We start from the raw sequence: 6,517 nt of genomic DNA, 5'->3' as shown, positions 1-6,517 counted from the left end.
TTCCCATTGTTTGATAAGCTCTAATCCTTCTTTCGATATCTTTCTCATCTGACGCTCCATAAAAAAAGCCCCACAAAAGTGGGGCTGGATAAAATGATGTTCTAATCAATCTCGCGTTAATTATAATAAAGTGGCTCGCTACATCCACGGGCGCCTATTTTTTCATCTTCTACATAACGAGAATGCGCAAAATTCCGTACAAGATGATCATTGTTAGAGCCACCAGTCCAATCGCCTCCTCCCAACATAACATTTATGTCTACACGTAAACTGCTTCCTTGCTCCCCTGTATGCCATTTAGTCACTGGATAACAACCAGACAAATATTGCCAAACATAACCGCAACCATCCTCACAACCGATATGCGAAATCATCCGTCTATTGTTTGTATCAACGTGTCCTCCAGACGTCTTAGGAGAAGGCGCTTGATTGCCTACAATACTGGTTGCTTGATTACTTCCATACATGCATGGCGAAAACTCATCACTCGTCAAAAATCTCTTATTAACAGACCAAAAATCAAAGGCATGATTCGCATAGCTACGAGTTGAAAATACCCGTAATTTGGCTTTAGGAGGCAAGCACATTTCATTCGTGAGAATAAGCAAGCCTAGTGAAGAGCAACATAACAGTAGCAATTCAAAGGCGGCTTAAAACGACAAAATAGTGAAAAGTACTGATCATTTTATGATTGTATATGCATTTAAATCGACAAAAAGGCACCGTATAAAGCAATTTGAACTTTTTTGACAGGGGAAAAATCCACTTTAGAAATACAAAACACTTTATACAGTCAAATTTGAGACAATTAGATCTATAGGTAAAATTAAGGTTTTAAACATGCGAATTTTACAACACCTGTTCTTAACACAACCTAAACAACCCATGCAAAAAAATGGGTTGTAACAGTTGATTATATTCCTTACTGAGGACAAAATCAAAAAAGGTTTCATGGACTGTCCTGCTATCACCATTCAAAGACCAGATGGTACAGAAAGAGTGCTCCCTTCAACAAAAATTACATCCAGAGGATTGGCATGTTTGAGAGAGCAAATCTTTGGGGGTGTGCAATGAATAGCAGTGTCGACTTCTTATGCAATTTGTGGATAGCGTTGGCTCAATTTTCCAATCATCAAAGTGTTGGAGATGAGGATTTAACACGCTGGTGCAGGTCATGGGCGTGGTGGAAAAAGCTTTGATTTTAGAACTTCAAGATGAAGTGCCCAATTTTACAAAGATTCTGGCAGTTCTTACAGATTTCGGAGCTTCAGAGTTTCCCATGGCTATGAATCCTTTTTTGAAAGCTTCCGAACCAGATTTAGAAAGCCCCATTAAAAAGGTTGCTTAACTTAAAAACAGAACTCCCCTCCCCGTTATCAACAATGGGGAGGTAGTCAAGATGCTTCTTCTAAAGCTGCTTGTTCCTTACAATTATTTTGGATAGGTGTTAAGCTAATCTGCAAATTTAAAGCACTCAAAACACTAAGAAAAGTAGAAAGTCGTGGATCACCTTTATCGCTTAAAGAACGATAAAGAGACTCGCGATTTAGTCCTGTCTCTTGAGAAACAGTTGTCATTCCTTGTTTACGCGCAATAATACCTAATACATGTGCAATATAGCCACTATTTTTGGTTTCTAAAGCATCATCTAATAAGATCTTAAAGTCTTCAGGCGTATTAAAATATTCACTTACATCAAATTTAGTAATTTCCATGTTTCATTTCCTTTACTAATTGAAGGGCTTTTTCGATATCTTTTTGTTGTGTGGATTTATCACCAGCATTTAATAACAAAATGATTTGTTTCCCTTGTTTTACAAAATAAATCCTATAGCCTGGTCCATAATTTATTTTTAGTTCACCAATGCCACGGAAATATTTCACGTCTCCTAGAAGCCCATATTCAAGGCGGAAAATACGTGCAGCAATTTTCTTTTGCACTTGTTTGTCTTTTAACGAGTCTAACCACTCTGTAAAATAGTGTGTTTTTTTAACAATAAACATCTGTAGTTTATATGCTACAGAATAAATAATGTCAAATACATTCTTTTGTTCCAATGAACAAGCTACATAGGTTTTAACAAGCCATCCTTTCACATGGGAAAAATATCAATTTTTTAATCCAGCTCTGCTTTTTGCGGAGCTTTTTTTATGGAGAAGCATATGCGAAAAATATCATCAGAAGGACTTGCACTTATTAAACAATGGGAAGGTTTGCGTTTAAACGCCTATAAAGATGCCATTGGGGTATGGACAATAGGTTATGGACATACAAACAGTGCTGGAAAGCCTTTTATTTACGAAGGCATGACAATCACTGAAAAGCAAGCAGAAGAACTTCTTTGCCAAGACTTAAGACAATTTGAAAATGTCGTTGAACACGCTGTTACAGTTTCATTAACGGATGAACAATTCGCGGCGTTAGTCTCCTTTTGCTATAATGAGGAGCCTTTTGTAACTCGACACTGTTAAAAAAGATCAATCAAGGTGAATATGAAGCTGTCCCTGCCGAGCTACAGAAATGGACCAAAGCAGGCCGGTAAGCGTCTTGAAGGTCTCGCACACCGGCGTGTGCCCGCAGAAACAGGCTTATGGGCGAAAGGGGCTTTTGTTTCCTCCAATTATCAAACAGTAGAAACGCAAGCACCAACGGGGGTTTTCAAAGCCGAAGCCCTTGCACCGATTATTGGTTCTTTTTCTGGGCTTGGAGGCTTATTAGCAGGAAATGGACCAATCCAATGGGCTTTGGCCACCATTATGGTTTTAGCCGCATGTGCTGGTATTTTCTTTGTTGCTAAACGCTTTCAGGAGCATCGTCTATGATCTTATGGATGAAAAGAAATCTGATGGTGACAGGCGCGGCTTTAGCCGCTTTTTTTATGATTTTAGCAAGAGCTTTTAATCTTGGGAAAAAAGCAGAGCAACAAAAGCAAACAGAAAAAGCTTTAAAAGCAGCCACAACCCGTCTTGAGGTAGAAAATGAAATTAATCAAAAAAGTGATGCTGATGTGCGTGCTGCTCTCTCTCGTTGGTTGCACGACAAATAAATATGCTTCTTCTTGTGTTGGCTGGTTGCCAATTTATTTAGACAAGAAAGATCTGAACGCCATCAGTTCCAATTTAGCAAGAGAGATCTTAAAGCACAATAATCTAGGTGAACGCTTGTGTGGGTGGAAACATAGCTAGAAAAAAATCCAAAAAACACACAGAGCTTACAGAAGCAGAAAAAGAAATCCTTCAAGAAATCATCATCACCTACAAAAGCGTAAAAATGATGTCTCGCTTGATGAAGTGGATAGCATTTTTTCTTTTTTTGCTTATCCTTGATTTTGCACACCTTATGGATGCGATAGACAATATCTTTGCACATTATAAAACAGTGGCTAACCAAAAACTGAAAGCTTTACCCCCTCCCCGCTTTTAAAGCGAGGAAAGAGAGATTATATCGTAATCTATCCGCTAATCGCTTAAATGTTTCTTAGACACCTGACGCGACAATAGACATAACAATTATCAAGCCTCTCCAGATATAAAAGACGCCCATTGTTCTAAGAGGACACGGCGCTATTCTAAAAAATCCGTCCGCATGTAAGCCTTTGTCACTGAATTCCCAACTGAATACGCAAGAACAGATTCTGCAATTTCAAATGGTGTTGACGTTGTCTATGCTATCCAGTCCCGCAGAATCGATCTGAAACCATGAAGTCTATAATCAAAACCTTTGTCTTTCATGAATTTAGGAAGTGCTACATCAGATATAGGTTTTCCAAAACTCTCAACAAATAAAAAACCATTTTTTTGCTTTTTCAATAACAGCAAGCGCTTCAGCTGTAAGCGGCACATGAAAATCAGAAACCTTTCCAACAATTCTCTTCATATTTTCTTTTGGGATAATCCATATTGATCCATAAATCTCTAAATATGCCTGATTGGTATAAAAAAACCGTCAAAATAAGAAGTTTTAAAGCTAGTTGTGATACAAGCTCATCATTTTAAGATTGAAAAAACTTAGGCATTTCTTTCCATGGCATAGCTGGAATATTTGGGGCATTTTGAATAAACTTTTCTAATAAAGCTTTTGCTTTTAATTGCATATCCACATCTATACTAAGTGCCACCGCATGTTTTATAGCTATATTCAAGCGGGATAAAGCTTTACTTGCTGTTTCGTTTTTTGTCTTCCAAATGGGAGAAATGCATCCTTTTATATCAATTTGCGTCAGTTCAATGATTGGCGTATCACCAAGTTTAGGAAAAACATGTAACTCAAGAGGTGTTAACCAGTTTGCTGCTTTTCCTTCATTTTTCAATTCGTTTTTTTTCGCTTCAAAAGTACTAGAGGCAATTTCTCGTAAAGAAATACCCCCCAGCTCGACGTAAATTTTCTTTTTGTTTTCGACGAATCGGGTCAATTCTTTGATCTAAAAGATCACGACAAGCTAAAGCTTTGAACAGTGCTTCTTTTAAAGATACATTGCGACAAGAGCCTAATCCCATTTCTCGTCGTATTTATATTGAGGTCAAACCTAAAAACCCATCATCCTTGATCTGGTGTAGTTTTGATAAGCCATAAACCAGCTCTGTCAGCATATTTTCCTTTAGATAGATTTTTTACAGATAAGACAGACAGTCTATCACGTTCTTCGAACCACCTTTTAAAAACCACCTTTTGAATTGCACTTGGAGCACTTTCATCTGGTACCAAGATTATATATAAAAGGCAATTTAATAAATAAAATAAAATAAAAACAATTAGTTATTAAACAGAAAAAAGATAAACTGTGCTATCAGGTGATATTGTAGAGAGTTCTAAGGGAAGAAAAAATTGTTGCACAAACGTACACGCCGTCCGCACCACTCTATGTAAATTTTCTTTATTTTCTCATTACTTAGATAGTAAAAACTCTCTTTAAGTTTACTGTTTGCAACTCTATAACGGTATTATAAAGTGATAACTGTAATAATATGAAAGACGAAGCAATCCTTCTTTGCCAATAAATGTTTCCACCACACCTCGTGAACTAAAAATTTNATAAAGTGATAACTGTAATAATATGAAAGACGAAGCAATCCTTCTTTGCCAATAAATGTTTCCACCACACCTCGTGAACTAAAAATTTTTTATTCTTAACAATTAAGAATCTGAGTAACTCTTCCTTACCTCCTCATTCTCACTCAAAGTCAAAGCCCCCTTTTTTTTTACCATAAAATAGTGTTTACAATGCATAAAATTAAAAAATAAAGGCCCTATCAAAGAAATAGGACCTCTTAAATTTAAGCTCCTTTATCCTACAAAATTAGAATTTGTAAGCTATTCCTGCGCGAAAATCATTCGTCTTATACTTAACTTCAATCTCGTCTTTAAATTTCCTTTTACCAAAATCTGAGTAACGATATTCCGCACGCACAACAAGATGGTCTGTCATTGCAAAATCAACACCACCACCGAGAGTATAACCAATCATCGTTTTTGTTACATCCGATGTCCTATTAAATGGCTCACCTCCCGTAATTACTGTCGACAAAATATCCTGAAACTGTCCATAAGCAACACCACCAGCAATATAAGGCATCACACGCCCTGCAGAAAACCCAACACGCACCCGTGTAGCACCTGTCCATTTTTGTTTTAACGTATGATTAAAAGTTAAACTGTCTTTCTCTTCTTTATCCTCTGCAGAAGAGCGAGAAAAGCCTCTGCCCTGTCTCCTGACAATTTTTGCCTTTTTTCGACTTTTTTCTTCTGTATCTAATTCCTCAGTATCACTACCCGATCCTTCAGTGCCCAATCCTTCAGTTCCACCAGCACTCGATTCATCTGCATGAAATCTTGTTTTTGTATCCTTTTTTTCCGTTAAAATGATATCCGTATCAATCCCCATAATAAAATTATTACCGAGATCAAAATTAACACCCGCATAAAAACCACCTATAAACCCAGAAAGATCGGGCATATGCTGTTTCTCGACAGGTATCCATGGTTTACTTTTACTCCCCTCATCAGGATAGAGAGGAATATTAACATCAGGCACTGTTGCAGAAATCTTACTTGAAAAGCCACCAACTTGCCCCCCGAAATAAACACCTCCCCAAGAAAAAGGTGAAGAAGCAACAACTTCTGAGGCAACATGTACTGGCTCTTCGTGAACCACCACATCTGCAGCCTGTACTATAGAAGGTGAAATCAAAGAAAAAACAGATGCTGTTATAAATTTTGTATTCATAAAATTATACCCCATTGCTAAATTTAAATATAATCAAAAATCACATTTAGAAAAACAAAGTTTTATAAAATCTTATGCTGCAAAATCGCATGTACTCCTTTATAGTTACATTTAAATCTATTACTATATTAATATATCATTACATCAAAATTTAATATTATCAAATAAATTTTAAAATATTATAATAATGATTACTTAAAATAATAAATATTTAATAAAAATACCTATTATCTTGTCAAAAGAAGGAAATATAAAACATTTTGTATTAAAATTACCGCAAAAAAATCACAAAA

At 36.4% G+C, this 6,517-nt stretch carries 7 protein-coding genes and 3 pseudogenes; 5 read left to right on the top strand and 5 right to left on the bottom strand.

The window, feature by feature from the left end; all coding sequences use genetic code 11:
* Window positions 1–116 precede the first annotated feature (116 nt).
* A complete protein-coding gene (locus tag ACFIMS_RS01470; protein ID WP_375689773.1) occupies window positions 117–581 on the bottom strand; it encodes a hypothetical protein in 465 nt (154 codons plus the stop codon).
* Window positions 582–1,070: 489 nt separating this feature from the next.
* On the opposite strand from ACFIMS_RS01470, the pseudogene ACFIMS_RS01465 reads away from it, so the two are divergent.
* Window positions 1,071–1,348, top strand: a pseudogene (locus ACFIMS_RS01465) (hypothetical protein).
* 46 nt (window positions 1,349–1,394) lie between these two features.
* Here the strand turns inward: ACFIMS_RS01465 and ACFIMS_RS01460 are convergent.
* Both ACFIMS_RS01460 and ACFIMS_RS01455 read right to left on the bottom strand, forming a co-directional pair.
* Entirely contained in the window at window positions 1,395–1,715 is a 321-nt protein-coding gene (locus ACFIMS_RS01460; protein WP_006589073.1) for an addiction module antidote protein, read from the bottom strand.
* Window positions 1,702–2,004, bottom strand: coding sequence for a type II toxin-antitoxin system RelE/ParE family toxin (locus ACFIMS_RS01455; RefSeq protein ID WP_006589072.1), 303 nt, complete (start codon window positions 2,002–2,004; stop codon window positions 1,702–1,704). Before ACFIMS_RS01455 ends, ACFIMS_RS01460 begins: the two co-directional genes overlap by 14 nt.
* A 159-nt stretch (window positions 2,005–2,163) precedes the next feature.
* Between ACFIMS_RS01455 and ACFIMS_RS01450 the strand changes: the two are divergent.
* The 4 genes and pseudogenes from ACFIMS_RS01450 to ACFIMS_RS01435 all read left to right on the top strand — a co-directional run bounded on the left by ACFIMS_RS01450 (window position 2,164) and on the right by ACFIMS_RS01435 (window position 3,398).
* A pseudogene (locus ACFIMS_RS01450) lies at window positions 2,164–2,823 on the top strand (lysozyme).
* Window positions 2,820–3,047, top strand: a complete 228-nt coding sequence (locus tag ACFIMS_RS01445; RefSeq protein WP_375653045.1) for a hypothetical protein — start codon at window positions 2,820–2,822, stop codon at window positions 3,045–3,047. The pseudogene ACFIMS_RS01450 and the gene ACFIMS_RS01445 overlap by 4 nt, the downstream one beginning before the upstream one ends.
* The gene (locus ACFIMS_RS01440; protein WP_375653049.1) at window positions 2,980–3,186 is read left to right on the top strand and encodes a hypothetical protein; all 207 of its coding nucleotides are present in this window, start codon (window positions 2,980–2,982) and stop codon (window positions 3,184–3,186) included. Before ACFIMS_RS01445 ends, ACFIMS_RS01440 begins: the two co-directional genes overlap by 68 nt.
* Window positions 3,179–3,398 (top strand): annotated as a pseudogene (locus tag ACFIMS_RS01435) (hypothetical protein). Before ACFIMS_RS01440 ends, ACFIMS_RS01435 begins: the two are co-directional and overlap by 8 nt.
* A 594-nt stretch (window positions 3,399–3,992) precedes the next feature.
* Here ACFIMS_RS01435 and ACFIMS_RS01430 read toward each other — a convergent pair.
* Both ACFIMS_RS01430 and ACFIMS_RS01425 read right to left on the bottom strand, forming a co-directional pair.
* Window positions 3,993–4,310, bottom strand: a complete 318-nt coding sequence (locus ACFIMS_RS01430; RefSeq protein ID WP_375681403.1) for a phage integrase central domain-containing protein — start codon at window positions 4,308–4,310, stop codon at window positions 3,993–3,995.
* 987 nt (window positions 4,311–5,297) lie between these two features.
* Complete coding sequence (locus ACFIMS_RS01425; RefSeq protein ID WP_375681404.1) at window positions 5,298–6,224, bottom strand: outer membrane protein; 927 nt, start codon at window positions 6,222–6,224, stop codon at window positions 5,298–5,300.
* Between the last annotated feature and the right edge of the window lie 293 nt (window positions 6,225–6,517).

The organism is Bartonella sp. AP331QHHD, from assembly GCF_042195905.1.
Taxonomy (GTDB): domain Bacteria; phylum Pseudomonadota; class Alphaproteobacteria; order Rhizobiales; family Rhizobiaceae; genus Bartonella.
The sequence above is the reverse complement of the archived record's forward strand: the minus strand, read 5'-3'. Positions and strand labels throughout refer to the sequence as shown.

Bases quoted from the DNA above. Each gene is read 5' to 3' on its own strand.
- ACFIMS_RS01445 (WP_375653045.1), top strand. From the start codon at position 2,820: ATGATCTTATGGATGAAAAGAAATCTGATGGTGACAGGCGCGGCTTTA.
- ACFIMS_RS01460 (WP_006589073.1), bottom strand. From the start codon at position 1,715: ATGGAAATTACTAAATTTGATGTAAGTGAATATTTTAATACGCCTGAA.
- ACFIMS_RS01425 (WP_375681404.1), bottom strand. From the start codon at position 6,224: ATGAATACAAAATTTATAACAGCATCTGTTTTTTCTTTGATTTCACCT.
- ACFIMS_RS01440 (WP_375653049.1), top strand. From the start codon at position 2,980: ATGAAATTAATCAAAAAAGTGATGCTGATGTGCGTGCTGCTCTCTCTC.
- ACFIMS_RS01455 (WP_006589072.1), bottom strand. From the start codon at position 2,004: ATGTTTATTGTTAAAAAAACACACTATTTTACAGAGTGGTTAGACTCG.